Origin of the sequence: Actinoplanes utahensis (assembly GCF_016862455.1) — a bacterium.
Lineage (GTDB): Bacteria > Actinomycetota > Actinomycetes > Mycobacteriales > Micromonosporaceae > Actinoplanes > Actinoplanes utahensis.
Map to the genome: position 1 here is coordinate 48,837 of NZ_BOMZ01000048.1, position 24,191 is coordinate 73,027.

A 24,191-nucleotide genomic window follows, 5' to 3' on the forward strand; every position below is an offset into this window, starting at 1 on the left:
TCACCGGCGGCGCCACGGCCAGCTCGGCCGGCCCGGCGGGCGGGTCCGGGCGGCGCTGCGCAGGATCGCGTGCGGGTCCCGGACGGTCCGGGTCGGCGCCAGACCGGCGCCGGTCAGGGCTGCGGCCATCTGATCGTCGTCACCGACGAGGACGACCGCGCCGATGTCCGGCGGTGTCAGGTCGGCGTCGTCCAGCAGTTGCTTGACGGTGTCGGCGAGACGATCGAGATGTACGGCGGTCGCCGCCGCCAGATCCTCCCTGGCCACCACCACGGCCTGGTGCGGCTCCGGCAGCAGCACCGCGGCCCGTGGCTGGACGGCCAGCACCGAGCGGGCCCGCTCGATCTCCCAGAGCAGCCGCCAGTCGTCGGCGTCCGCGTCGGCGCCGGCCCGCACCGCCGCGACCCGCAGCAACGCCTCGTCGACCGCGGCGGCGCCCGGCGCGCGCACGGTCGCGGCGGTGAGCCGCTGCTGCCCGTCCCGGGCGTCGACCAGGGTGAGCTCCGGCCAGGCCGGGCCGGGCACGCACACCACGGCGACGTCCTCGCCGGTGAGCGACGCGACCGCGGCGGCGGCGGTGACCACCCGGGGCCGGGGGAGCCGGGCGATGTCGGCGGCCTTCTCCAGGCGCTGCCGGGCCGGCAGGTCCCAGGACTGGGCGGTGATGACGGTCAGGGCGGTCGCCCCGCCGGTGCGGGCGGCGACGTGGGTCAGGACCGCGGCGACGGCCTCGGCCGGGCCGCCGTGCCGTAGCAGGGTCATCGGGTCGGGGCGGTAGTCCTCCGGCCGGGCGATGCCCTGGGTGAGGGCGGCCGTGCCGGCGTGGTAGACGCCGTCGTCGTGGAACACCCCGCTGGGTGTGCGGGCTCGTCCGTCGAAGAGCACGGGCTGAACATCGTCCCCGGACTCGTACGCCGCGGTGGTCCACCAGGCGGCGATGTCGACGACCAGATGGAGATCCGTCGTTGGCATGTCGGGCAGTGTCGCAAATGGACGGACAGTCCGCACATCTTGTCCGGAATTTTCCACGCATAGTGATAGATCAACGGCAACGTGTGTGCCGATTCTGTCATAGCCGGGTAGCTGTCCGTATCAGCAGGGCCAACGGGCGGGAGCGGCTGTGCGGCGGCCAGGCGATCACCGTCGTCACCGGAGGCGCATCGACGACCGGCACCGTCGTCAGCTCCGGGCGCAGCTGGGACCGGACCGATGCGGGCAGCACCGCCGAGGCCCGCCCGAGCGCGATGAGCTGCAGCAACTGGGCGTGGTCGCGGATCTCCGGCCCCGGCCCGTCCGAGCCCGGCCAGCGCGGCGGCGGCAACCCGGGGACGCTGATCGCCTCGGCCATCGTCAGCGACTCCCGGGCGGCCGCCGGATGCCCGGCGGGCAGCACCAGGACCTGCCGCTCGGTGCCGAGCTCCTCGAAGTCCAGGCCCGCCGTCGAGTCGAACGGCAGATGCAGCAGCGCCACGTCGGCCCGCCCGTCGCGCAGCAGCCCCTCCTGCTGGCCGATGCCGCACAGCACCACGTCGACGGCGACCGAGCCGGGTTCGGCGGCGTACGCGTCGAGCAGTCTCGGCAGCAGCTCGCTGGACGCGCCCGCCTTCGTGACCAGCACCAGCTCGGCGGCGCCCAGGGCGGCGCGGCGGGTGCGGCGCTCCGCCGCGGCCACCGCGTCCAGCGCCGCCCGGCCCTCACGCAGCAGCACCGTGCCGGCCTCGGTGAGGGCGACCGTGCGGCTGGTGCGTTCCAGCAGCGTGACGCCGAGCCGGCGCTCCAGCTGCCCGATCGCCCGGGACAGCGGCGGCTGGGCGATCCCGAGACGCAGCGCCGCCCGGCCGAAGTGCAGCTCCTCGGCGACGGCGACGAAATACCGCAGTTCCCGCGTCTCCACCCCGTCACCCTAATTGATACCCGTGCGGTATCGATGCGCGCGCAGACGGTGTTGGTCCCACCGGCCGCCCCGGCCAGGATCGGTGCCATGAGTGAGAACACGATCGCGCTGGTCACCGGCGCCAACAAGGGGATCGGGTACGAGATCGCGGCCGGCCTGGGCGCGCTGGGCTGGACCGTCGGCATCGGCGCCCGCGACGAGCAGCGGCGCGAGGCGGCGGTCGGCAAACTGCGGGCCGGCGGGGTGGACGCGTTCGGGGTGCCGCTCGACGTGACCGACGACGCGAGCGTGACCGCAGCCGCCGCCCTGATCGAGGAGCGGTTCGGGCGCCTCGACGTGCTGGTCAACAACGCGGCCGTCACCGGAGGCTGGAAGCAGGCGCCCACCGAGACGGACCTCGCCGAGATCCGTACGGTCGTGGAGACCAACGTGATCGGCGTCGTCCGCGTCACCGACGCCCTGCTGCCGTTGCTGCGCCGCTCGGCAGCGCCACGGATCGTCAACATGTCCAGCGGTGTCGGCTCGCTGACCCGGCAGAGCGAGGACGGTGGGGAGACCGGGCCGCTGTCGATGGCGTACGCGCCGTCGAAGACGTTCCTCAACGCCATCACGATCCAGTACGCGAAGGCGCTGCGGGACGCCGGCATCCTGATCAACCTGGGATGCCCGGGGTTCACCGCCACCGACCTGAACGGGCACCGCGGTCACCGCACCCCGGAACAGGGCGCGGCGATCGCGATCCGGCTCGCCACCCTGCCGGCCGGCGGGCCGACCGGCGGCTACTTCGAGGACGCCGGGCCGATCCCGTGGTGACAGCTCAGGCGGCGTACGGGGCCAGCCGCCCCAGGATCTCGTCCAGCACCGGCCGCGACGTCGCGAAGTTGAGCCGTGCGTAACCGGCGCCGCCGGGCCCGAACTGCGGTCCGGGACTGAGCATCACCCCGGACTCGGCGAGGATCCGCCCGGCCGGGTCCCCGCCCAGCGACCGCAGGTCCAGCCAGGCCAGATAGGTCGCCTCGGGGGAGTGGTGCCGGCCGAGCCCTTCGGCGACCAGACGGCGGTTGCGTTCGAGGAGGGTCCGCACCTCGGCCAGCCACGGGCCGCCGTGCTCCCATGCGGCGAGCGTGGCGACGATCCCCGGCGTGCCCGGCTGGCCGAGCATCCGGTCCGGCAGCGCGTCCAGGGCCTTACGGACCCGGGGCGCCGCCACGTCGGCGATCGCGCAGCGCAGCCCGGCCAGGTTGAACGCCTTGCTGGCGGTGGCCAGGGTGACCGTGCGGCCCGGAGCGAACGGCGCGAACGGCAGGTGCCGGTGCGGCTCGTAGACCAGTTCGGAGTGCACCTCGTCGGCGATCACCAGCAGGTCGTGCCGTTCGGCCAGGCCGGCGAGCGCGGTCAGCTCGTCGCGGGTGAAGACCCGGCCGGTCGGGTTCTGCGGATTCACCAGGATCAGCGCCCGGCATCCGGCCAGGGCGTGCCGGTCCACGTCGAACGCCCAGCCGCCGCCGGTGTCGATCATCGGGATCGGCACCAGGCGGCGGCCCATCCGTTCCACGGTCTTCAGGAACGGTGGATAGCTGGGCGTGTGCATGGCCACCGCGTCACCGGGCTCGGTGGCCACGTGCAGGATCACCTGCAGCGCCTGGATCGTCTCGGTGAAGAACCGGACCGACCCCGGATCCGGCCGATGCCCGTGCAGCGCCTCCGTCCGGTCGACGTAGACGTCGATCAGCGGGTTGGCCCGGGGATCCTCCTCCCACGCCGGATAGCCGTGGTCGGCGTCCCGGATGGCGGCGAGGATCGGCTCGGCCACCGGGAAGTCCATGTCGGCGATCCACGCCGGGATCGCGCCGGCGGCGGTGGCCCGGGCCCACTTCACTCCGGACCGTGCGGACAGTTCGGGAACGTCGATGTCGTCCAGCATCCCACCAGGCTAACCCTGAGATCGACGGTCGACGATGAGGCCGATGGCGGTGGCGACCGCGCCGGCGGCCTCCCAGGCGGCGACCCCGAGGAACCCGGCCGGAGCCACACCGGCCTGCACAACCGCCGGCGACACCGGCCCCACCACACCGACCAGCGCCGCCATCGCCCCGAACACGGCGATCGTCCACCCCGCGGCGCTGCGCGGAACCAGCCTCGCAATGATCATGACGAATTCAACCAGCCGCCGAAGGTAGACCGGTACCCCATGAGCTTCGTTTTCGGAAGGCCCGTGAATGGGGCGGCGGGATATGACCCGGACTCCTATCGTCGGGTGGTCGATCTGGTCTGCCGGATGCCCGCTGGAGGTTCTGCCGTGTTGTCGCCTGGTGCACGAAGCGTCGTCGAGGCCACTCTGCCGGTGATCGGCGAGCACATCGAGGAGATCGCCGGCCGGTTCTACCCGCACATGTTCGCCGCGCACCCGGAGTTCCAGGACGCCATGTTCAACCGGGGCAATCAGGCGGAGGGCTCCCAGCCGAAAGCCCTGGCCGGCTCGGTCGCCGTGTTCGCGAGCGCCCTGCTGCGGGGCCACACACCGGACCGGCTGCTGACCCGGATCGCGCACAAGCACACCTCGCTCGGCATCAAACCGGACCAGTACCGGATCGTCCGCGACCACCTGATGTGGGCCATCGGTGACGTCCTCGGCGACGCGGTCACGCCTGAGGTCGCGGCCGCCTGGGACGAGGTCTACTGGCTGATGGCGTACGCGCTGATCCACCAGGAACGGGGCCTCTACAGCGCCCGTGGCGTCACCGCCGAGCGGGTGTGGCGGCAGTGGCGGGTCGCCGAGAAGATCCCGGAGACCGACGACGTGGTCACGTTCGTGATGCGCCGCATCGACGACCGGCTGGTCAAGACGTCGCTGCCGGGGCAGTACGTGAGCGTGCTCGGGCCGATGCCCGACGGCGTCCGGCAGCCGCGGCAGTACAGCCTGACCCGGGCCGACGACGGCGAGCATCGCTACTTCGCGGTCAAACGGGTGCGCGGCGGCGGCCGGCCGGACGGCGAGGTCTCGAACCTGCTGCACGACGAGATCAAGGTCGGCGACGAACTGACCATGAGCGTGCCGTACGGCGACGTGGTCCTCGACGACTCCGGCCGCCCGGTCGTGTTCGCCAGTGCCGGGATCGGCGTCACCCCGATGGCCGGGATGCTGTCGCACCTGGTCGCCGCCGGGTCGAGCCTGAACGTGACGGTCCTGCACGCCGACGCCGAGGAGAAGTCGTTCGCGCTGCGCCGGCAGATCGCCGGCGACCTGGCCCGGCTGCCCGAGTCCCGGCTGTTCGTCTGGTACGAGCGGGACACCGCCACCGATCTGCCGGTCACCGGCGCGTTCCCGGGCACGATGAACCTGGCCCAGGCCGGCCTGCCCGCCGACGCCGTCTACTACCTGTGCGGGCCGCTGCCGTTCCTCCAGTCCGTCCGGGGCGCCCTCATCGAGCGTGGCGTCGCCCCGGCCGACATCCAGTACGAGGTGTTCGGCCCCGACCTGTGGCACGCCGACACCGAGTGAGGATCAGCGGCAGGCGGTCTCGTACGCCAGGGTCGGGGCGTACGCCGCCCACTCGGCCTCGGTGAGGCCACCCTGCCGCACGCAACCCTCCGCCAGGGGGTCGCGCAGTGTCATCTGCAGCGCGCTGACGTCCCAGACGGTGGTGCCGCCGGAGTCGGCGACGGCGAGCAGCGGCCCGCGCGGGCTGAACGCCACCGACGACGGCCGGCCCGGCAGCACCGTCACCAGCAGCGGATCGGCTTCCGGGGAGAGGCTCCACAGTTCGGTTCCGGAGAACCCGGCGACCGCCAGCAGCGAGGCGTCGGCGGCCAGGCTGACCGCGCCCGACCCGATCACGGTCCGGCCGCGGCGCTGCACCGACCGCACGTCCCGGCCGTTCCAGGTGACGATGTCGCGGTCCACGGCGACGACCGTCCCGCCGCGGGCGTCCAGGGCCCGGGTGCCGCCCTGGGCGGCGAGCATCGCGGCGGTGACCGGGCCGGTCGGGTCGGCCAGCCGCCACACGGTCAGCGAGGGGTTCGCGCCGCCGTTGTCACCGGCGATCACCAGATCGCCGGTGACCTGGTCGAAGACGGCGGCGGCCAGATAGTCGGCGGGGATCTCGGCGAGCAGTTCCGGGGTGGCGGCGATCCGGTAGACGAGCACCCGCGAGCCCTGGTCGAGGACGGCGGCCAGGCCCCGGGCCGGATCGATGTCGATGACGTCGCCGAGCAGCCTGCGGGGGTTCCCGCCGACGTCGTAGAGGGTTCCGGCGGCGAGGAGGAGGGTGCCGCTCACCCGTACCCGCGAAGCCCCGGAAGCCCCGGCCACCGCCTGCCGTGCCGCCGCCGGACGGCCCGCATCACGCAGATCCCAGAATTCGGTCCGGCCGCCGGCGGCGATCGCCAGCACGTCCGTGGGCGAGACGCCGACCAGGCGCGCCGGATCCGGCGGGGCGTCGAGGCGGGCCCGCCGCACCGGCGTGAACGGGGTGACCCGCCACAGCGCCGCCGACCGGGCCGCGCCCTGCCAGCCCGCGGTGAGCAGCCGGTTGCCGTCCGGGGTGAAATCCAGTGAGGAGATCCAGCCGCCGTCGCGGCGCAGCGTGCGCAGCAGCAGCGGATCGCCCACGTCGGCGAGGCTCCACAGGCCCACCGTCCGCTGTTCGCCGCCGGCCGCCAGCAGCGTCCCGGTCCGGTCGAACGCCACCCGTGTCGTCGTGCCCTCGCCGCCCGCGAACGTCGACAGCAGCCGCGGTTTCGCCGGGTCCGCCAGATCGTAGAGCCGCACCCCGTCACTGACCGTGGCCGTCGCGAGCCGTCTGCCGTCCGGGCTGAAGGCCAGGTTGATCACCGCGTCGGCGTCGGTGATCACCGACGCCTTCCGGGGTGGGCCGGTCACCGACCAGACCGTCAGCAGCTCGCCCTCGGCCACCCCGGCCAGGAGGCGCCCGTCCGGGCTGAGCCGCGCGCCGCCCCGGGTCACCGTCCCGCCCGGGGCGCTCCACACCGATCGCGGCTGTCGGCGATCGCGGACGTCCCACAGCTCGATCCGGTCGGAGACGGTCAGCAGCCGGGAGCCGTCGTGGCCGAACTGCACCGCGTCCCAGGCCTGCCCGGACAGCTCGGCCAGAGGATAGGCGCCGAAGGTGTCCCACAGCTGCAGCCGCGCCCCGGCCGTCGCGATGGTCCGCCCGTCCGGGCTGAACGACAGATCGGTGGTCTCCTCGCCGCCCATGTCCAGCGAACCGGCCCGGGTGAACCGGCTGCCCGCCACCGACCACAACCCGACGTCGCCCGCCCCGGCCGTCGCGACCATGCCGCCGTCCGGCCGGAACTCGGCGGTGTAGACGGCTTCGTCCGGGCTGAGTTGCGCCTCGTATCCGGTGGCCAGCGCCGCGTCCGTCGCCGCCCGGCTGCGCGCCGACTCCTCGATCGTCTGGGCGCTCACCGCCAGCCGCAGCGCCAGACCCGGATCGGTGTCGAGCATCTGCGCCGACCGGTCCAGCAGATCCCGCTGAACGAGGGCCCGGTCCTGCCGTTCGACCCGGTCACCGGCGCGGGCCAGCGCGATCGCGGTGCCCGCGAACAGGCTCGCGACCAGGGCGGCGGCCGTGGCCCAGCCGATCCAGCGGCGGGCCGGGCGGCGGCTGGCCTGCGCGGCCAGGGCGGCCCGGTGCAGTTCGGGGGTGACGTCCGGGCGGCCCGCCGACAGCAGGGCGTCCAGCAGCGCGGACGCCTGCGGCCGGCGGTCCGGGTCCTTCTCCAGCGCCGACGCGGCCAGCCCGCGCAACGGTTCGGGCAGGCCGGCCAGGTCGGGTGGCTGGGTGAGGATCCGGCCGATCGTCGCCAGCGGTGTGTCGGCGGCGAACGGGGTGCGGCCGGTCGCCGCGTACCCGACCAGGACACCCCAGGCGAACACGTCGGCGGGTGGGCCGACCCGGTCACGGGATCCGGTGTCCAGGCACTCCGGCGCCAGGTAGGCGAGGGTGCCGACGACCTGGTCCGGGCCGGTGAGCTCGGCGCTCAGGTCGGCGCCGCGAGCGATGCCGAAGTCGATCACCTTGGGCAGGCCGACGGAGAGCAGCACGTTCGCCGGTTTCAGGTCGCGGTGCACGACACCGGCGCCGTGGATGGCGACCAGGGCGGTGGCGACACCGACGGCGATGGCGTACGCCTCGGACGGGGTGAGGTGGCCACGGTCCCGGACCACCTCGGCCAGGCTCGGGCCGTCGACGTATTCGACGACCAGGTACGGCGGATCGTGCTCGAGATCGTCGTGCAGGACGGCGGCCGTGCAGAACGGCGGGACCTGCCGGGCCCGTTTGACCTCGCTGCGGAACCGGGCCAGGAACTTCGGATCGGGGCGGACCACCTTGATCGCGACCTGGCGGCCCTCGGGGTCGAGGGCGAGGTAGACGGTGCCCATGCCGCCGCTGCCGAGACGACCGGTCAGGACGTGATCGGCGATCTGATCCGGGTCACTCGCGAGCAGCGGGGTGACGGGCACGCTCCGTTACCCGTTTCCCGGATCCACAAGGATCTTCGCGTGCTTGCCCGGCTTGCGGAGCCGGTCGAACGCATCGCCGAGCTGCTCCAGCGTGACGACGCCGGTCAGCAACGGGCGTGGATCGATCCTGCGCCGGGCGATCATCTGCAGGGTCTCGTGGAACTCCGCCGGGTCGTAACAGAACGCGAACCGCAGATCGATCTCCTTGTTGCTCGCCATCGTCGGGCGGAACGTGTCCGGCTCCATGCAGACGCCGACTACCACGACCCGGGAGCGGATCGGGGCGTGCGTGACGATGTCCTCGATCACGCCCGGCACGCCGACACACTCGAAGACGACCGGGCCGCCGCTGAACCGCCGGGCCGCGCGTACCGCCTGCCACCAGGGCAGACCCGGAACCTGACGGAGCCGGTGCAGGGCGTCCAGGCCGGTGCCGTAGATCTCGGTGATCGGCTTGGTCAGCCCCGCCCACGGCTCGCCGGTGACCACGTCCGCCCCGCACCGGCGGGCCAGCTCGCGGCGGCCCTCGACGAGGTCGGTGGCGACGACCCGGCGTACCCCCAGGGCTTTCAGCATCAGGATCACCGCGAGCCCGATCGGACCGCAACCGATCACCACCGCGGTGTCCCGCCTGGTCACCGCGCCGCGGTGAACCGCGTGCAGGGCGACGGCGAGCGGCTCGGTGAGCGCCGCCAGATCGGCCGGCACACCGGCCGGCACCGGCATCGCGGCGTCCTCGGCGACCAGCATGTACTCCGCGTAGGCGCCCGGCGCGTGCTCGGACAGCCCGATCATGTGCACGTCGTCGCCGTGCCGGATCAGCGGCAGCGCGACGATCGCCTGCCCCTTCCGCCAGCGGCGCCGGGTGTCCGGTCCGTACTCGTCCACCACGCCGGTGAACTCGTGACCCATCACGACCCGGTGCTTCGGTCGCATGAAATCCGGATAGCCCACCTCGGCGGCCACGTCCGCGCTCGCGTCGGCATGCACCCGGACGTGCAGATCCGACCCGCAGATCCCGGCCCGCGTCACGCGCAGCCTGATCTGCCCCGGCCCCGGCACCGGCAACGGCACCTCGGCGACCGACAGTTCCCCGTCCTGCACGACCACGGCCCTCATAGGGAGAGTCTCGTGAGGACGGACCGCCCCCGTCAACGTCCCGGAACTGTCATACCCCGATGCGGAGAACCCCCGGCGCCGGGTTTCATCCCTGCGGGAGGACGCCTATCGGCCCGCGTCTGCACAACCTGACGGCATGAGCGCAAGCGAGAACGCCGAGCAGAGGCGCCTGCGGGACGCCGACACCGCCGCCGTGGACTGGCGGCGCTGGGGACCTTATCTGAGCGAACGGCAGTGGGGCACGGTCCGGGAGGACTACAGCGAGGGCGGGGACGCGTGGGACTACCTGAGCCACGACCAGGCGCGCTCCCGGGCGTACCGGTGGGGTGAGGACGGCATCGCCGGGTTCAGCGACGACCGGCAGCGGCTCTGCCTGGCCGTGGCGATGTGGAACGGCCGGGACCCGATCCTCAAGGAACGGTTCTTCGGGCTGACCAACACCGAGGGCAACCACGGCGAGGACGTCAAGGAGTACTGGTATTACGTCGACGGGACGCCGACCCACTCGTACATGCGGATGGTCTACAAGTATCCGCAGCGGGAGTTCCCGTACAACGATCTCGTCGCCACCAACCGGGCACGCGGTTTCGGGGAGTTCGAGTACGAGCTGGTCGACACCGGGATCTTCGCCGAGGACCGGTACTTCGACGTGGAGATCGAATACGCCAAGGCCGGCCCGGAGGAGATCCTCACCCGGATCAGCGTGCACAACCGTGGACCCGAGGAAGCCACCGTGCATCTGCTGCCCACGGTCTGGTTCCGCGCCACCGGCGAGCAGGCCCGGCTGCGGACCACCGGCGGATCGGTGGTCGAGGCCGAGCACGCCGGGCTCGGCACCCGCTGGTGGACCTGTCTCGGTGAGCACCAGCTGCTGTTCACCGAGAACGCGGACGGGCGCAAGGACGCGTTCGGGCGCTACCTGATCGACGGGGAGAAGGAGGCGGTCAACGCCGACGGGACCGGCACCAAGGCCGCCGCGGTGGTCACCCTGACGGTGCCGGCCGGCGGGACCTCCGTCGTCCGGACGAGGCTCGGTGACCAGCCGTCGACCGTGACCGACGAGGCCGTCGACGAGATCGTGGCGGCACGCCGCGCCGAGGCGGACGAGTTCTACGGCGCGCTGTTCGCCCCGGCCCTGAGCGAACCGGAACGTCAGGTGGCCCGGCAGGCTCTGGCCGGGATGCTGTGGAGCAAGCAGTACTTCGGGTACGACGTGGAACGCTGGCTGCGCGAGCACGGCCGGAACCCGTTGAACGCGCCCGGCATCCGCAACGGCGAGTGGTTCCACCTGGACGCCCACGACATCATCTCGATGCCGGACAAATGGGAGTACCCCTGGTTCGCGGCCTGGGACCTGGCCTACCACGCGGCCGCGTTGAGCCTGGTCGACGTGGCGTTCGCCAAGAGCCAGCTGGAGCTGCTGCTGACCCGCCGGTACCTGCACCCGAACGGGCAGATCCCGGCGTACGAATGGAACTTCAGCGACGTCAACCCGCCCGTGCACGCCTGGGCCGCCTACCTGGTCTACGAACTGGAGAAGGCCCGCACCGGCACGGGCGACCTCGACTTCCTGGAGCGGGTGTTCCACAAGCTGTCGAAGAACTTCACCTGGTGGGTCAACCGCAAGGACATGGACGGGCGCAACGTCTTCCAGGGCGGCTTCCTCGGCCTGGACAACATCGGCGTCTTCGACCGCAGCGCGCCACTGCCCACCGGCGGGCACCTGGACCAGGCCGACGGGACCGCGTGGGTTCTACGTCGGCGACCAGCGGTACAGCGTCTCGTATCAGCCCGCCGAGTCCGAGAACGGGATGTTCGGCGGCAACTCGAACTGGCGTGGCCCGATCTGGTTCCCGGTCAACGCCCTGATGATCCGGGCCCTGCTCAACCTGTACGTGGGCTACGGCGACGACTTCACCGTGGAATGCCCGACCGGTTCCGGCCGGCAGATGACGCTCTTCGAGGTGGCCCGGGAGATCTCCGGCCGGCTCACCGGCATCTTCCTGCCCGACGAGCGGGGGCACCGGCCCTGCTACGGCGGCAACGAGACGTTCGCCCGCGAGCACTGGCGGGAGCTGATGCTGTTCTCCGAGTACTTCCACGGCGACAACGGAGCCGGCATCGGAGCGGCGCACCAGACCGGATGGACCGGGCTGGTCGCGGTCTTCCCGAACCTGTTCGCCGGGCTGACCGGCCAGGACCTGATCGACAACGGGATGTCCGGGATCTTCCGCAAGGCGTCGGTGCGGAAGACCGACTAGGGGTACGGGGAGCCGGTGCTCAGAAGACGGTCAGCCAGTCGTCGCGGATGCCGGCGACCGTCCAGCCCTGGCTCTCCGCCTCCTTCAGCGCCTGCTCGGACCCGGCGACGTAGTCGAACTCCCGGATCGCGTCGTCGTGCTTGACGAGCAGGCGCAGGCACGGTTTGCCGGGATGCCGGGTGAAGGTGAGCATGTCGACGTCGCCGTTGGAGTTGCCCGCGGCGAACAGCGGCCGCCGGCCGGTCCGGTTCCAGATCCGGACCGGCTTCTGCGCCCCGTCGTCGAGGTAGTCGAGTGGTTGATCGACCACGCGTCGCGGCCCAGAACCGTTCGACGTCCTGCAGCGCCCGGTCGACGACCTCCGCCGGGGTGGCCGCCGACGAGATCGCGGCGCTGTGCGGCGGATCGTTCGGCCCGCTGCATCCGGCGAGCACGACGAGCGCGACGACGGTCGACAGGATCCTTGCGCGGTGGCCGGTCATCGGGCGTCCTCCAGCGTCGCCGGCTTCGCACGTTGGCACCCGTGGCCGCCGCTCTCTTCATCCCGCGCAGATGAGCCGGAACACCCGGGACGCCTGTCTCCCGGCCGCGGAGCCGGCCATGATCGATAGCCTTCGGGGTATGGCTGGAAAACTGGAGATCCTGCTGATGCGGACGGCGGACCGGGACGGCGTCGGCGTACCGGCTGTTCCACTCGGGGCGGACGGCGAGTGGGCGCTGGTGCCGCTGACCGATGAGATCGTCGCCGCGATCCTGGGCGATGCGGACGAGACCGAGGCCGTCGACGGCTTCTACGACCTGACCGCCGGGATCGCGGAGTGGGCGCGGCAGCGGTCGGTGCACGGTGACGTGGCCTACGCCCATGTCGAGTTCTTCGCCGGGACCGGCTTCCACGCGGCCGTCGCCTGGCGGGCCGGGGCCGTGGCGTGGGGGCCGGTGTTCACCGCGAACGCGACCGGCGAGGCCGAGGACCATTACGAGATCGTCGGTCGCGACGACATGGCGGTCAACGCGCTGCTGCGATGGCTGGGCGTCGACCGGGGAGACGCCTTCGACGAGTTCGCCGCCGTGGGCCTGGACCGGCACCGCTGGACCGACGGATGGGCGGCGGACGTCACCCGCTGATGTCACTCCCCGCGGCTCGGGACAGCAGGCCGTCCACGAGTGCGCGCAGCCCGTCGGGATAGGTGTCGCGGGCGGCGAGATCCGGCCATCGGTTGCCGATGCCGGCCAGATGCGGTGTCCGGGTGGTGTCGAGGCGGCTGAAGAAGGTGTCAGCGGCCGGTTGCTTGGAGTGGGCGCGGACGAGGATCTCGCCGACGGTGTAGTACCAGATGCTCCGGAAGATGTGAACGCCCTGCTCCGGCGTGCACCCGTGCTCGATGGCGCCGCCCACGACGCCTTCCACCATCCGCGCGGCCGCGGGGCCGAGGCGGCCGTGGGCGGTGAGCCGGCCGCCCGGTCAGGCCGGACATGCGGCACCGCGTCGGCAGCATCACCAAGACCTTCACCGCGGCCGCGGTCCTGCGGCAGGTGGAGCGAGGCCGGATCGACCTGGACGCGCCGGTCGGCCGTTACCTGCCACACCTCGTGCCCGGGGAGCGCGGTCGGCGGATCACGGTGCGGATGCTGCTCAACCACACCAGCGGCCTTCCCGACTACCTGCCCTACGCGGTTCCCCTCACTCCAGGCGTTCCCGGCCGCCGGATCGGCCGCCAGCCTGGACGACAACCGCTTCCGGTGGTTCAGCCGGCCCGAGCTGCAGCTACGGTCTCGGCCTGCACCGCTTCGACCTCCCGGAGATCGGAACGCTCTGGGGCCACGACGGCACGGTGTGGGGCGCGCAGACGATGGTGCTTGCCACCGGGGACGGCAGGCGGCAGCTGAGCGTGGCGATGAACCTGGTGCGGTGGAACCGCCCGGGCGGCGCGGAGCACCCGATCGACGCCGCGCCGTCGTCGCTCTACCGGACGGCGATGGCGAGCTGACCCGGGTCAGGACAGTTTCGCCGCGAACCCGTCCGTGGCGGTGATCAGCTCGTGGGTGATGCCGGGCTCCAGGGAGGAGTGCCCGGCGTCCCCGACGATCCGGAGATCCGCCTCCGGCCAGAGCCGGGCCAGGTCGTGCGCGGTCACCGGGGGACAGCACAGGTCGTACCGCCCTTGAACGATCACACACGGCAGATGCCGGATCCGGTCGACGTCGTCGAGCAACCGGGTCTCCGGTTCGAAGAAGCCGCCGTTGACCGCGTAGTGCGCGAGGATCCGGCTGCTCTCCAGCACCGCGTCGTCCGCGGTCAGGGTCGCCAGGATGTCCGGGTTCGGCACCAGGGACGAGATGATCGCCTCCCACCGCATCCAGGCGTCCGCGCAGCGCCGGGCCTCGTCCAGGTCGGCGCCGGTGAGCCGCCGGTGGTACGCCGCGAGGATGTCGTCGCGCTCGGGCTCCGGAATGGGCGCGACGAATCTCGCCCACTCCTCCGGCTGGATGCGGTCGAGCCCGTCCTGGTAGACCCAGCGCCGTTCGGCGGCGCGGACCAGGAAGACGCCGCGCAGCACGAGGCCGGTCACCCGGTCCGGGTGGGTCTCGGCGTACGCGAGGGCCAGCGTCGACCCCCACGACCCGCCGAACACCAGCCACGCCGCAATCCCCAGCGCCTCCCGGATCACCTCGATGTCATCGACGAGATGCCAGGTGGTGTTGTCGTGCAGCGAACCGGCCGGGGTGCTCCGCCCCGACCCGCGCTGATCGAACAGGACGATCCGATAGCGCGCCGGGTCGAAGAACCGCCGGGTGAACGGGGCCAGCCCACCACCCGGCCCGCCGTGCAGGAACACCACCGGGATGCCGTCCGGATCGCCGGCCTCCTCCACGTACAGCCGGTGGCCGCCGCCGACCTCCAGGAAGCGGGTCGCGAACGGCTCGATCGGCGGGTACAGCGTCCGGAGCTCCTCGGTCACGCATCGACCTTAGGGTTTGTCCGAGCCATGCCGCAGCCCTGGTCGATCCACCGGACAAGCCCCGGCGAACGATCACCAGGCGACGACGCCCTGCCGGCTCGGCTGCAGCGTACCGATCTTCAGAGTCTTCATGGTGATGCCGCTGGACTGGGGCGCGGCCGCCCGTGGCGGTTGTCCCGGGCTGGGCGTGAGTGCTGCCTCAACCCCGTTGAGACAGCACTCACGCCCAGCCGGACGGGCCGATGCCGCAGGTCGCCGGACGCAAACGCGGCCGCGGGTCAGAGGAGGATGGTGGTCCGGGCGCGGCGGGACAGGGTGGCGACCGCGGTGAGCAGGGTGAACAGCGCGGCGGCGAACCAGGTCATCACGGTGACGACGCCGGCGACCTGGGTGGCGACGCCGATCGCGAGGGCGGAGACGGCCAGGGCGGCGTAACCGATCAGGAAGATCCCGGCGAGGGCGGCGCCGCGTTCGGCGGGGGCGGCGAATGCGACGACCGTACCGATGGAGGCCTTGAAGAGCACCCCCGCGCCGACGCCGGCCAGCACGCCGCCGGTGAGGAAGACCGGCAGGCTCGCCAGGTGCATGCCGGTGACCAGGGTGAGCACCCCGGCGGCCTGGGCGGCCAGGCCGACGGCGGTCTTGGCGCGGGCGGTCAGGTGCGTGGTCAGCGTCTGCGCGGCCGCCGAGCCGCCGAAGACCGCGAAGACGATCACGCCGGCGAGCAGGCGCGACGAGTGGTGCAGGGTGCCGGCGACGAAACCGGGAGCGACCGAGGCGAAGAAGCCGAACACCGAGAACGCGGCGAACGTGCCGGTGGCGGCGGCCAGATAGCCGGGGCCGCGGCCGGTGGTCACCCGCTGCGGACGGTAACGGTAGGCGCCCGCGGTGCGCACGGTCTCCGGGCTGACGGCGACTGCCGCGATCCCGGCCAGCAGGAGGACCAGGAAGAAGAGGTACGGCGTACGCAAGGGTGAAGTGACGAACTGGGCCAGCAGACCCGCGGCCAGCGTGCCCACCCCGAGCCCGCCGATGTTCGCCGCCGTGGAGACGATCTCGAAGCGGGTGCCGGAGGCGCCCGGCCGGTGCGCCGCATGCAGTTCGTGCAGGTACGCGGTGGCGGTCGCGGTGATCATGCCGACGCCCAGTCCGGTGACGAACCGGGCGGCCAGCAGCACCGGCAGGGACGTCCCGGTCAGGAACAGCACCGCGGCGACCGCTTCCAGAGCCAGCGCCGGGATGAGGACCCGCCTGCGCCCGAGCCGGTCGGAGACGTGCCCGGCCAGCACCAGGCTGGCGACGACACCGACCGCGTAGGCCGCGAACACCACCGTGACCGTGAACGTGGAGAAACCGTAGAGCGGGTAGAGCGGCGCGGGCACGGTGGAGAACGCCATCGCGACCAGGAACGCCGCCGCGACCGCCCAGAAGCCCGTACGCGCCTTGAGAAGTTCCATGCGCCGACTGTGCGCCGACTCGATCATCACCGCCAACGAGAATTCTCGCTCGACCCGATCGCGATCGTTGATGATTGAGCGGTGGAACTGCGCCAGCTCGAATACTTCGTCGCCGTCGCCGAGGAACAGCACTTCACCCGGGCGGCGACCCGCCTGCACGTGGTCCAGTCCGCGGTGTCCGCCGCGATCAAGACCCTGGAACGCGAGCTCGGCACCCCGCTGCTCGACCGCAACGCCAAACGGGTCCGCCTCACCGGCGCCGGCGAGGCGCTGCTGCCACGTGCCCGGATCGCCCTCGACGCGGCCCGCGACGCCCGGGACGCGGTCGCCGAGGTCAGCGGCGGCCTGCGCGGCACCCTGCGGATCGGCACCCTCACCTCGATCCGGGTGATCGACCTGCCGGCGCTGCTCGGCGAGTACCACCGGCGGCACCCCGGCGTGCGCATCCAGACCGTCGTGTCGCCGAAAGGATCCGGCGGACTCCTCGAGATGCTGCTCGAACACCGCCTCGACCTGGCGTTCGTCTCGGTGCCCGGGCCACGGCCGGCCGGGGTGCACCTGACCGGGCTGGCCAGCTCGATCATGGACCTGGCGGTTCCGCTCGGCCATCCGCTCGCCGGGCGTGACGCGGTCGCCATCGAGGACCTGGCGGAGCTGGGGTTCATCGACCTGCCGGCCGGATACGGCAACCGGGACGTCGCGGACCGGGCGTTCGCGGCGGCCGGGGTCCGGAGGCACGTCACGATCGAGTTGACCGACATCGGAACGAGCGCGGAGTACGTACGACATGGGCTGGGTGTCGCTCTTCTCCCGAGATTCCTCCTCACGGGTGTCGAAGGGGTCGCGACGATGCCGGTCACCGGCGCCGACCTGCGATGGCCGCTGTCCCTCGCGGTGAGCGCCGACCGGCCGCCCGGCGCGGCGGCGCGGGCACTGGTGGCCCTGACCGCCGAGTTTCTCGCTAAAGTGGGCGCCCATGAAGTCGTTCCGGGTCTGGATCCTCGCCGTGGCGGTGATCGGGCTGCTCGGCGGAGGAGCCCTGATCGTGGCCGGTATGAGCAGTGACGAGCCGGCTACGGCGTCGGTGACCGGCGGCCCGCTCCCGCAGTCCGCGGCGCCCCGCGTGTCGGTCAAACCGACGCCGACCGGGCCCACCGCCGCTCAGCGCGCCGCTGCCAACCGGGCGAAACAGGTCAAGGCGCTGGACGCCGCGCTGAAGACCCTCGGCGGGAGCACGCCGGACTTCTCGGTCGCGGTCTACGACCGGAAGACCGGTCAGCGGTACGCGTGGCGAGGCACCGTCAAGTTCGACACCGCCAGCATCGTCAAGACCCAGATCCTCGCCTGCATGCTGCTGAAAGCCCAGGACGCCGGCCGCCAGCCGACCTCCGCCGAGATGACGCTGGCCAAGCCGATGATCCGGCTCAGCGACAACAACGCGACCACGTCGCTGTACCAGCGGCTCGGCGGCAAGTCGGCCATCACCAAGTGCAACAAGCGCATGGGCATGACACAGACCGTCGTCAACAGCAGCTGGGGCTTGACCAGGACGACCGCCGCGGACCAGATCGTCCTGCTGGAGTCGCTGGTCAACCCGAAGGGGCCGCTGAACGCGAGCTCCCGCAAGACGGCCTTCACCCTGATGAACACCGTGGACAAGGCGCAGGACTGGGGTGTGCCGGTGCTCGCCAGGACCGGCGAGACCAGCATCGTCAAGAACGGCTGGGACACCCGGTCGGCCGACGGCGGCCTGTGGGCGGTCAACACGATCGGCCGGATCACCTCGAAGGACGGCAGGGTCGACGTGTCGGTGGCGGTCCTCTCCCACAACAACTCCAACCAGCAGGCCGGCATGAACCTGGTCGAGAAGATCGCGAAACTGACCCGCCAGCACCTGAGATACTGATCGCCGAAAATGTCACGGGTGGGTGGGAGTATTCGCCGATGACGTTGAACTTCGCTGAGCACGGGGCCGGTGTCGCGGTGGTCGCCCTGCACGGGTGGACGGCCGATCACCGGCTGATGACCGGGTGCCTGGAGCCGTTGTTCGCTTCCCGGCCGGGCTATCGGCGGATCTACCCCGACCTGCCGGGCATGGGTGGGTCCCCGGCCCCACCCGCCGGCGCCGGTTCCGACGACCTGCTGGCAGCGGTGCACGACTTCATCGCGGAGACGGTCGGCGACGAGCCGTTCCTGTTGGCCGGGGAGTCCTACGGCGGCTATCTGAGCCGGGCGGTCGCCCGGGACCGCCCCGGGCAGGTGCTCGGGCTGGCGCTGATCTGCCCGATCGGGACCGAGGCGGACCGGTCGAAACGGACCCTGCCCGCCAAGCAGGTGCTGCGCCCCGATCCCGAGGGGGTGGCCGAGCTGGACGCACGGACCGCCACCGCGTTCGTGGAGATGGCGGTCGTGCAGAGTCCCGCGGCGGCCCGCCGCTTCCGGGACGAGATCATGGCCGGGCTGGATCTGGCCGACACCCCGGCGCTGAGCCGGGTCGAGCAGCGCTGGGAGCTGAGCCGAGCGCCGGAGGACGGCGATCCGTTCACCCGGCCGGCGCTGATCCTCACCGGCCGCCAGGACCAGGTCGTCGGTTACGCCGACCAGTTCCGGCTGCTCCCGCACTACCCACGGGCCACCTTCGCGGTCCTCGACGTCGCCGGGCACAACCTGCAGATCGACCAGCCGGGCCTTTTCAACGCCCTGATGCACGACTGGCTCGACCGGGTCGCCGCCGAGTCACCCTGACCGGGATCAGCCGGGAAGCAGCCAGCCGCGGGCGGGGGTGACCGGGGTCAGAGGCGAGTGTTCGCGTACCGCAGCATCGCCGTGCCGAGGAACTCCACCATTCGCGGGTGGTAGGAGTCGTGCCACTCGCGCATCTTGTCGTCCTCGCCGTACAGCAGGGCCATGCCCAGGTAGGCGTCCCGGCTCGGGGCGTAGAACCGGCTCGCGATCGCGTAGTGCCGGCCGATCAGCTCCTGCACCGCCTCGTCGTCCGGCTGCGCGCCGGCGGTGATGGCGGCCGCGATCTCGAGGTACAGGTCGTGCCAGTCCCGGTGGACCTGGTCCTTGTCGACGTGGGACCAGCCGTCGGTCGCGGCGAGACTCGCGGTCTGCTCCTCGGTCAGCGCCCGGCGGCAGCGGACGGCGTCGTCCCGGTCGATCGTGGTGATGCTCATGTGCGGTGTCATGCCCTGTCGTTAGACAACGGTGAAACCGCCGGCCTCGGTGGAGTCCGGCGGCAGCGAACCGTCGCACGTGGAGGCGGGGCGGGCAAACGGATTTTCCGGGGTGACGGTGAGTGGGGATCGCAGCCCGCAGCCCGCCGGTCGGCCCGGTGCCGCTGCTGCGTCGGCCGGGGGAGCAGGGACGGGGGTGGTTGCGGGTGGGTGCGGCGAACGGCGTACCGGAAACCGGTTTTGACCTGGGGTTCGGTGATGATTGACACGGCTGGCTGGTTCGAGGTGTAAGGACCCGGGCGTGCTACGGTCCGTCGGGGAGGACGCAGCATGCAAAGGCGCACGGATCTCATCGAAGATCTGATGGGACGGTTCCCGCACATCCCGCGTGAGGCGGTGATCAAGGAAGACCTGCTGCGGGGCGGGCTGGCGTTCGATGATTCGGCGCTCACCGACAACGAGAACGGTGATGTGAAGCCGAAGTCGTACTTCATCTTCTCGTTCGATCACCGGACGTTGCCGGAGCTCGGTGAGGCGGCGCTGCGGCGTCCGCCGGAGGAGATCGTGCTCACCGGCGGGCCGTACGGTCTGCGGCGCACCGTCGTTTCGGTGCGGGTCAATCCCTCGTCGCCGTACCGGGTGAAGCCGGGGGAGAACGGGCAGCTCCAGCTGTTCCTGGACGACCGGCCGATCGGTGACGTCGGGCTGCCGCCGATGCCGGACTATTACCGGCACACGCTCGAGAACGGCAAGTCGGTGATGGAGGTCGCGCCCACCATTCAGTGGGGCTATCTCGTCTATCTGACGGTCTTCCGGGTCTGCCAGTATTTCGGCGCCAAGGAAGAATGCCAGTACTGCGACATCAACCACAACTGGCGTCAGCACAAGGCGGCCGGCCGCCCCTACACGGGTGTGAAGCCGGTCGACGAGGTGCTGGAAGCGCTCGCGATCGTCGACAAGTACGACACCGCGAAGACGTCGCACGCCTACACGCTGACCGGTGGCAGTGTCACCAGCAAGGTCGAGGGTCTGGCCGAGGCCGACTTCTACGGGCGGTACGCACAGGCGATCGAGGAGCGGTTCCCGGGCCGGTGGATCGGCAAGGTCGTGGCGCAGGCGCTTCCGAAAGAGGACGTGCAGCGGTTCTACGATTACGGGATCCGCATCTACCACCCCAACTACGAGGTGTGGGACAAGTATCTGTTCGAGCGTTACTGCCCGGGCAAGGAACGCTATGTCGGCCGCGAGGAATGGCACCGCCGCATTCTCGACTCGGCCGAGGTGTTCGGCCCGCGGAACGTGATCCCGAACTTCGTCGCCGGTATCGAGATGGCCGCACCGTTCGGGTTCAAGACGGTCGACGAGGCGATCGCGTCGACCACCGAGGGCCTGCAATATTTCATGTCCCGAGGGATCACGCCGCGGTTCACCACCTGGTGTCCGGAGCCGACCACCCCGCTGGGCAAGATGAACCCGGACGGCGCCCCGCTGGAGTACCACATCCGGCTGCTCGAGGCGTACCGCGCGACCATGGAGGCGAACGGGCTGACCAGCCCGCCCGGCTACGGTCCGCCCGGTGCCGGTAACGCCGTCTTCTCGGTGAGCTCGTTCATGGACACGCTTCCGGCCGAGGACTGATCGAGGCGTCCCGGCCGTCTCGACAGGAGACGGCCGGGACCACGTCGGCGCCGGTCATCCGGCGTCCTTGGCCTCTTTCGGCCTCGCCCGGACGTGCATCCGCTCGCCCTGACGCCCGAGAATGCTGATGATCTCGACGGCGTGTTCGCCGGTGCTGCCGAACCAGTGCGGCAGCCGGGTGTCGAACTCGGCCGCCTCCCCGGCCCCGATCACGAAATCGTGGTCGCCGAGGACGAGCCGTAACCGCCCGGACAGCACGTAGAGCCACTCGTAGCCTTCGTGCGTCTTCGGCTCCGGCTCGGTCTGATCGGCCGGGATGATCACCTTCCAGGCCTGTAGTGATCCGGCGTGCGGGGTCAACGGCAGCACGATCCGCCCGTTCGCCTTGCGCGGCACCAGACGCACCCGCGGATCGCCGACCTGCTGCGCGCCGATCAGTTCGTCGATCGGCACCCGGTGCGCCTGCGCGATCGGCAGCAGCAGCTCCAGGCTGGGCCGGCGCTGGCCGCTCTCCAGCCGGGACAGGGTGCTCTTGGAGATGCCGGTGACCTCGGCGAGCGCGGTCAGGGTGATGTTGCGCTGGGTGCGCAGCCGGCGGAGCCGGGGCCCCACCTCGGCGAGCGCCGCCGCGATGCCTTCTTCCACGCCGCCATTCCACCCGCTGCGTCCCGTCGTCGGCAACTCCTGTTGCCGAAACCGGGACGTGTTGCGGAAACAGCAAAGATCTTTGCCACTCCGGCCGGGCCCGGCGCACGGTGTGCGGCATGAACGAACACGATGTCGTAGTGGTGGGCGGCGGGGCCGCCGGGCTCAGCGCCGCACTGGTGCTGGGCCGGGCCCGGCGCCGGGTAGCGGTCGTCGACGCGGGCCGCCCGCGCAACGCGCCCGCCGCCCACATGCAGGGTTTCCTGTCCCGTGACGGCATGCCGCCGGCCGAGTTCCTGGCTCTCGCCAAGACCGAGATCGCGGGGTACGGCGTCCGCATGATCGCCGGCACCGTCACCTCGATCACTCCCGGATTCACCCTCCGCCTCGCCTCCGGAAGCGTGCTCCGGGCCCGCCGGATCCTCGTCGCTACCGGCCTGCGTGACGAGATCCCGGACATCCCCGGCCTGGCCGAGCGGTGGGGCCGGGACGTGCTGCACTGCCCGTACTGCCACGGCTACGAGGTCCGGGACCGTCCCCTCGGCGTGCTCGGTGGCAGTCCCGAGGCGGTCCAACACGCCCTGCTGGTCCGGCAGTGGTCGGACGACGTGGCCTTCTTCGCCCACACCCACCGGTTGACCGGCGACGACCGCCGGCGTCTCGCCGCCCGCGACATCCGCGTCGTCGACGGCATCGTGAACCGGCTGATCGTCGACGGCGACCGGTTCGCCGGAATCGAGCTGGACCGGGGCAGTGTGGTCGCCCCGCACGCCCTGTTCGTCCGCCCCCGGCTCGTGCCCGGCGACGACCTGCTGACCGGCCTCGGCGCCGTCGTGGTCGACGAGCGGACCGGGCGTACCAGCGTCCCCGGCGTGTGGGCCGCCGGCAACGCCGTCGACCCCCGGGCCCAGGTGATCACCGCGGCCGGCGCCGGATCCGCCGCCGCCATCGACCTGCACGCCGACCTCGTCGAGCAGGACGTACGCGACGCCCTCCCGTTCTCCGCGGCCCAGGAACGCCGGGTCGCCGCCATCCTCGCCACCGCCTCGAACAAGGAGTGACCACCATGCCGAATCGTCCCAGCCGCCACCAGATGGCCGTCATGATCTGGCTCGCCGTCTTCCCGACCCTGGTCGTCCTGCAACTTCTGCTCGGCGGTCTGCTACAGGACACCCCGATGGTGCTCCGGACGCTGGTCCTGGCGACGATCGCCGTCCCGATCGTCGTCTACGGCCTCCTGCCGCTCCTGCAGAGCCTCCGCGCCCGCCTCTTCTGAGCGTGGTGATCTCGGCCGCTGTGCGCCATAGATCACCACACGGGTTCAGCATCCGGGTGGCGCCGTCGGCTCGCCGATGGCGGCCATCGCCTGGTTGAGCTCAGTGGTGGTGGCGAGCCTGGTGAACTCCCGTCCGAGCACCAACTCGATCGTGTCGTCGTCCCGATGCGGTTCGAAGCGCATGTCCACCTCGCCATGCACCGCCGCCCGCAGCAGCGTGGCCGTGCCGATGGACCGAGGGCCGTAATACAGCGTGGTGCGCGGCCCGAAACCGGTCTTCCCGGCGGGACCGGAGATCGCCGTGGTGCCGACCACCGTGAAGGACCGCGCACGCAGCTCCGTGGCGGTCTCCGCGGCGATCCCGGCGGCGCCGTTCACCTGGACCCGGACGTCGGCCGGGGCGTCCGGGAGGGTGGTCACGCAGGTGAGAGAGCTGCTCGCGGCCGGGGTGATGGACGGCGGTGCGGGCTGCTGCTGCGGCCAGGCGAACGCCACACCCGCCGTGACCACGGCGACCGCGCCGGCTGCCGTGGTCACGGCGGCCAGTTGCCGGCGGGCCCGGCGGTTGCCACGGGCGCGGATCTCGGCGGCGGGCGGCACCGTGAGGTCGCGTACCTCGGTGGCAAGACTCTGCAGTTGATCGTCAACCGGATGTGACATCGCTGGTCTCCTGTTCTCTGAGTAGGTCACCGAGGGCCGCGCGGGCACGCGAGAGCCGCGCCTTCACCGTTCCGCCCGGGACGCCGAGGCTCGTGGCGATCTCCTGGACCGGCATGTCGAGCAGGTAGTGCAGGGCGATGGCCTGCCGCTGCGCCGCCGGCAGCTTCTGAAGGGCCCCGACGACGGCGACCCGGTCCGGGGACGGGCCGCCGATCGCCTCGTCGGGGCGGCCCAGCCGGGACCGGGCGGCCAGCCGGCGCCGCAGCCCACGCCACCGGTTCGCCATCAGCCGCCAGGCGACCGACCGGACCCAGGCCTCCGGGTCGTCGTACGTAGCTATCCGGGACCAGTGCTGCCAGGCCCGGGCGAACGCCTCCTGCGCCAGGTCCTGCGCCTCGGCCCGGTCCCCGCACGCGGCGTACAGGTAGAGCACGACACGGCGGACCGTCGCGATGTAGAAGGCGTCGAAGTCGGCGCTGTCCTTACCCGCCATGGTTCCCGCTTCCCGTCGGTGTTCGCACACCTGAGAACACACCGCAGCCTGACATCGGGTTACATGCGGCACCGGGAAATCTGGTTCCCTTCCCGCAGCGCCGGATGCAGCGGGTCGTG

General features: G+C 71.7%; 25 protein-coding genes and 1 pseudogene. 12 read left to right on the forward strand and 14 right to left on the reverse strand.

Annotated features, from left to right (window positions below; genetic code table 11):
• Complete coding sequence (locus Aut01nite_RS18205) at positions 1-972, reverse strand: Hsp70 family protein (protein WP_043523256.1); 972 nt, start codon at positions 970-972, stop codon at positions 1-3.
• Positions 973-1,069: 97 nt separating this feature from the next.
• Positions 1,070-1,894, reverse strand: coding sequence for a LysR family transcriptional regulator (locus Aut01nite_RS18210; protein WP_043523257.1), 825 nt, complete (start codon positions 1,892-1,894; stop codon positions 1,070-1,072).
• 87 nt (positions 1,895-1,981) lie between these two features.
• Between Aut01nite_RS18210 and Aut01nite_RS18215 the strand changes: the two genes are divergently transcribed.
• Positions 1,982-2,707: an SDR family oxidoreductase gene (locus Aut01nite_RS18215; RefSeq protein ID WP_043523371.1), complete on the forward strand. Its 726-nt coding sequence runs from the start codon at positions 1,982-1,984 to the stop codon at positions 2,705-2,707.
• Between the two features lie 4 nt (positions 2,708-2,711).
• On the opposite strand, the gene Aut01nite_RS18220 is transcribed toward Aut01nite_RS18215, so the two are convergent.
• Both Aut01nite_RS18220 and Aut01nite_RS18225 read right to left on the reverse strand, forming a co-directional pair.
• Positions 2,712-3,818 (reverse strand): MalY/PatB family protein, encoded by a 1,107-nt coding sequence (locus Aut01nite_RS18220; RefSeq protein ID WP_043523258.1) that lies wholly within the window; start codon positions 3,816-3,818, stop codon positions 2,712-2,714.
• Between the two features lie 9 nt (positions 3,819-3,827).
• Complete coding sequence (locus Aut01nite_RS18225; protein ID WP_043523260.1) at positions 3,828-4,046, reverse strand: hypothetical protein; 219 nt, start codon at positions 4,044-4,046, stop codon at positions 3,828-3,830.
• Between the two features lie 147 nt (positions 4,047-4,193).
• On the opposite strand from Aut01nite_RS18225, the gene Aut01nite_RS18230 reads away from it, so the two are divergent.
• Complete coding sequence (locus tag Aut01nite_RS18230) at positions 4,194-5,396, forward strand: globin domain-containing protein (RefSeq protein ID WP_043523261.1); 1,203 nt, start codon at positions 4,194-4,196, stop codon at positions 5,394-5,396.
• 3 nt (positions 5,397-5,399) lie between these two features.
• Here Aut01nite_RS18230 and Aut01nite_RS18235 read toward each other — a convergent pair whose 3' ends face one another.
• Together Aut01nite_RS18235 and Aut01nite_RS18240 are read right to left on the reverse strand one after the other, a co-directional pair.
• Positions 5,400-8,384, reverse strand: a complete 2,985-nt coding sequence (locus tag Aut01nite_RS18235; RefSeq protein ID WP_052163318.1) for a WD40 repeat domain-containing serine/threonine-protein kinase — start codon at positions 8,382-8,384, stop codon at positions 5,400-5,402.
• Positions 8,385-8,390: 6 nt separating this feature from the next.
• Positions 8,391-9,503 (reverse strand): zinc-binding dehydrogenase, encoded by a 1,113-nt coding sequence (locus tag Aut01nite_RS18240; RefSeq protein WP_043523262.1) that lies wholly within the window; start codon positions 9,501-9,503, stop codon positions 8,391-8,393.
• Positions 9,504-9,639: 136 nt separating this feature from the next.
• Between Aut01nite_RS18240 and Aut01nite_RS18245 the strand changes: the two genes are divergently transcribed.
• Positions 9,640-11,877, forward strand: a complete 2,238-nt coding sequence (locus Aut01nite_RS18245) for an MGH1-like glycoside hydrolase domain-containing protein (RefSeq protein ID WP_307837516.1) — start codon at positions 9,640-9,642, stop codon at positions 11,875-11,877.
• Here the strand turns inward: Aut01nite_RS18245 and Aut01nite_RS18250 are convergent.
• Positions 11,784-12,074, reverse strand: coding sequence for a hypothetical protein (locus Aut01nite_RS18250; protein ID WP_043523264.1), 291 nt, complete (start codon positions 12,072-12,074; stop codon positions 11,784-11,786). The genes Aut01nite_RS18245 and Aut01nite_RS18250 overlap by 94 nt on opposite strands.
• Positions 12,075-12,385: 311 nt before the next feature.
• Here Aut01nite_RS18250 and Aut01nite_RS18255 point away from each other — a divergent pair, with 311 nt between their 5' ends.
• Positions 12,386-12,889, forward strand: a complete 504-nt coding sequence (locus Aut01nite_RS18255) for a hypothetical protein (protein ID WP_052163319.1) — start codon at positions 12,386-12,388, stop codon at positions 12,887-12,889.
• On the opposite strand, the gene Aut01nite_RS18260 is transcribed toward Aut01nite_RS18255, so the two are convergent.
• The gene (locus tag Aut01nite_RS18260; protein ID WP_052163320.1) at positions 12,879-13,160 is read right to left on the reverse strand and encodes a hypothetical protein; all 282 of its coding nucleotides are present in this window, start codon (positions 13,158-13,160) and stop codon (positions 12,879-12,881) included. The genes Aut01nite_RS18255 and Aut01nite_RS18260 overlap by 11 nt on opposite strands.
• A gap of 59 nt (positions 13,161-13,219) precedes the next feature.
• Here Aut01nite_RS18260 and Aut01nite_RS44335 point away from each other — a divergent pair.
• Positions 13,220-13,651, forward strand: a pseudogene (locus Aut01nite_RS44335) (serine hydrolase domain-containing protein); the annotation flags it as partial.
• Positions 13,597-13,752: a hypothetical protein gene (locus Aut01nite_RS18270; RefSeq protein ID WP_201775455.1), complete on the forward strand. Its 156-nt coding sequence runs from the start codon at positions 13,597-13,599 to the stop codon at positions 13,750-13,752. The pseudogene Aut01nite_RS44335 and the gene Aut01nite_RS18270, both read left to right, overlap by 55 nt.
• Before the next feature lie 6 nt (positions 13,753-13,758).
• Here Aut01nite_RS18270 and pip read toward each other — a convergent pair whose 3' ends face one another.
• A complete protein-coding gene (pip, locus tag Aut01nite_RS18275; RefSeq protein WP_043523265.1) occupies positions 13,759-14,724 on the reverse strand; it encodes a prolyl aminopeptidase in 966 nt (321 codons plus the stop codon).
• Positions 14,725-15,002: 278 nt separating this feature from the next.
• Positions 15,003-16,181 (reverse strand): MFS transporter, encoded by a 1,179-nt coding sequence (locus tag Aut01nite_RS18280; RefSeq protein WP_236642565.1) that lies wholly within the window; start codon positions 16,179-16,181, stop codon positions 15,003-15,005.
• 81 nt (positions 16,182-16,262) lie between these two features.
• On the opposite strand from Aut01nite_RS18280, the gene Aut01nite_RS18285 reads away from it, so the two are divergent.
• The 3 genes from Aut01nite_RS18285 to Aut01nite_RS18295 are packed head-to-tail and all read left to right on the forward strand — an operon-like array spanning position 16,263 to position 18,926.
• Positions 16,263-17,246 carry a LysR family transcriptional regulator gene (locus tag Aut01nite_RS18285; protein ID WP_083998557.1) on the forward strand — a complete coding sequence of 328 codons (984 nt, stop codon included), beginning with the start codon at positions 16,263-16,265 and terminating at the stop codon, positions 17,244-17,246.
• Positions 17,158-18,087, forward strand: a complete 930-nt coding sequence (locus tag Aut01nite_RS18290) for a serine hydrolase (protein ID WP_052163322.1) — start codon at positions 17,158-17,160, stop codon at positions 18,085-18,087. The genes Aut01nite_RS18285 and Aut01nite_RS18290 overlap by 89 nt, the downstream gene beginning before the upstream one ends.
• 38 nt (positions 18,088-18,125) lie before the next feature.
• Entirely contained in the window at positions 18,126-18,926 is an 801-nt protein-coding gene (locus Aut01nite_RS18295; protein ID WP_043523267.1) for an alpha/beta fold hydrolase, read from the forward strand.
• A gap of 47 nt (positions 18,927-18,973) precedes the next feature.
• On the opposite strand, the gene Aut01nite_RS18300 is transcribed toward Aut01nite_RS18295, so the two are convergent.
• On the reverse strand, positions 18,974-19,372 hold the full coding sequence (locus Aut01nite_RS18300; protein WP_043523268.1) for a TipAS antibiotic-recognition domain-containing protein: 399 nt from the start codon (positions 19,370-19,372) through the stop codon (positions 18,974-18,976).
• 318 nt (positions 19,373-19,690) lie between these two features.
• Between Aut01nite_RS18300 and Aut01nite_RS18305 the strand changes: the two genes are divergently transcribed.
• The gene (locus Aut01nite_RS18305; protein WP_043523270.1) at positions 19,691-20,998 is read left to right on the forward strand and encodes a radical SAM protein; all 1,308 of its coding nucleotides are present in this window, start codon (positions 19,691-19,693) and stop codon (positions 20,996-20,998) included.
• A gap of 54 nt (positions 20,999-21,052) precedes the next feature.
• On the opposite strand, the gene Aut01nite_RS18310 is transcribed toward Aut01nite_RS18305, so the two are convergent.
• Entirely contained in the window at positions 21,053-21,643 is a 591-nt protein-coding gene (locus Aut01nite_RS18310) for a helix-turn-helix domain-containing protein (RefSeq protein ID WP_043523271.1), read from the reverse strand.
• A 119-nt stretch (positions 21,644-21,762) separates the two neighbouring features.
• On the opposite strand from Aut01nite_RS18310, the gene Aut01nite_RS18315 reads away from it, so the two are divergent.
• Together Aut01nite_RS18315 and Aut01nite_RS18320 are read left to right on the forward strand one after the other, a co-directional pair.
• Positions 21,763-22,704 (forward strand): NAD(P)/FAD-dependent oxidoreductase, encoded by a 942-nt coding sequence (locus Aut01nite_RS18315; RefSeq protein ID WP_043523273.1) that lies wholly within the window; start codon positions 21,763-21,765, stop codon positions 22,702-22,704.
• Between the two features lie 5 nt (positions 22,705-22,709).
• Complete coding sequence (locus tag Aut01nite_RS18320) at positions 22,710-22,919, forward strand: putative antibiotic biosynthesis monooxygenase (protein ID WP_043523379.1); 210 nt, start codon at positions 22,710-22,712, stop codon at positions 22,917-22,919.
• A gap of 45 nt (positions 22,920-22,964) precedes the next feature.
• Here Aut01nite_RS18320 and Aut01nite_RS18325 read toward each other — a convergent pair whose 3' ends face one another.
• Both Aut01nite_RS18325 and Aut01nite_RS18330 read right to left on the reverse strand, forming a co-directional pair.
• Positions 22,965-23,579: a LytR C-terminal domain-containing protein gene (locus Aut01nite_RS18325; RefSeq protein ID WP_083998558.1), complete on the reverse strand. Its 615-nt coding sequence runs from the start codon at positions 23,577-23,579 to the stop codon at positions 22,965-22,967.
• Positions 23,563-24,072: a SigE family RNA polymerase sigma factor gene (locus tag Aut01nite_RS18330; protein WP_043523274.1), complete on the reverse strand. Its 510-nt coding sequence runs from the start codon at positions 24,070-24,072 to the stop codon at positions 23,563-23,565. Before Aut01nite_RS18330 ends, Aut01nite_RS18325 begins: the two co-directional genes overlap by 17 nt.
• Positions 24,073-24,191 lie beyond the last annotated feature (119 nt).